Source organism: Pseudomonas sp. Sample_24 (assembly GCF_004307605.1).
Classification (GTDB): domain Bacteria; phylum Pseudomonadota; class Gammaproteobacteria; order Pseudomonadales; family Pseudomonadaceae; genus Aquipseudomonas.
In genome coordinates, this window is sequence record NZ_RCNW01000482.1 from 1 (window position 1) to 1,094 (window position 1,094).

Annotated in this window: 2 protein-coding genes; one reads left to right on the forward strand and one right to left on the reverse strand. The window is 56.0% G+C overall.

Going from position 1 to position 1,094, the window contains the following annotated elements:
• Nucleotides 1-156: 156 nt before the first annotated feature.
• Entirely contained in the window at nt 157-723 is a 567-nt protein-coding gene (gene grpE, locus D8V06_RS27895) for a nucleotide exchange factor GrpE (protein WP_056854957.1), read from the reverse strand.
• A gap of 240 nt (nt 724-963) precedes the next feature.
• Between grpE and D8V06_RS27905 the strand changes: the two genes are divergently transcribed.
• Nucleotides 964-1,094: AAA family ATPase (locus D8V06_RS27905; protein ID WP_130932243.1), on the forward strand; the 131-nt coding region annotated here is incomplete at its 3' end.

Here is a 1,094-nt window from a genome sequence, read left to right on the forward strand (position 1 = left end):
ACGGAGACGCAGGAGTTGGTAGTCCCCAGGTCGATACCGATAATTTTGCCCATGTTCACTCTCCCGAAACTTTTGGATTTGGTTGCCGCAGCAGTGGTGGCTAACTGCGGTAGCACTTAAACGCTTGACTTCTAAATGGGGGCCTTGCGGCTAATTTCAAGCCTGCTCGTCAATAGAAGGCGAAACCGGTGCAGGCGCCTTGCTGACCACGACCATTGCCGGGCGCAGCAGGCGGCCATTGAGCTGGTAACCCTTCTGGAACACCTTGAGCACGCTGTTCGGCTCGACATCGGCGCTTTCCTGCATGGCCATCGCCTGATGAAGAACGGCGTTGAACGGTTCGCCATGCGGATCGATGGCTTCCAGCTGATAACGCTTCAACGTGTCCTGGAACATTTTCAGGGTCAGCTCGATGCCTTCGCGCATTGGACGGATGCTTTCGTCATCCGGGCTGGACAATTCCAGGCCGCGCTCCAGGCTGTCGATGATCGGCAGCAGGTCACCGGCGAACTTTTCCAGCGCGAACTTGTGAGCCTTCTCGACATCCTGCTCGGCGCGACGGCGGACGTTCTGCAGATCGGCGGCCACACGCAAAGCCTGATCCTGTGCGCCGGCCAACTGCTCTTCGAGCACTTGTACCCGAGCCGCCAGATCATCACCCGAAGCTTGAGAAGCCTGATCGGCGTCTAGATTTTGCGTATCCACTGTCTGTTCGTCAGCCATAGAATTCTCCTTTCAATATCGTCCGCGAGCTCTACTCGCGCTTCTGTCCAGCTATATGGGGCCGCAAAATCCGGCTTCAAGGGGCCAGACGTGATTAACCCTACAAAAAGCTTTGTATCGGTATTCCTTGCTGCGCTAACGATTTCGTCGGATCGAGCGAAACGAGCTAAGCGAGGGCATTGTCAGCCAGAAACAAAACACTGTATAAATAACCAGACCTAAAGCCTGGGAGCGGCCTTTATGCTGGTGCACCTGTCCGTACACAACTACGCCATCGTTGAACATCTCGATCTCGAACTCGATCGCGGAATGAGCGTGATCACAGGGGAAACCGGCGCCGGCAAGTCGATCATGCTCGACGCCCTGGGCCT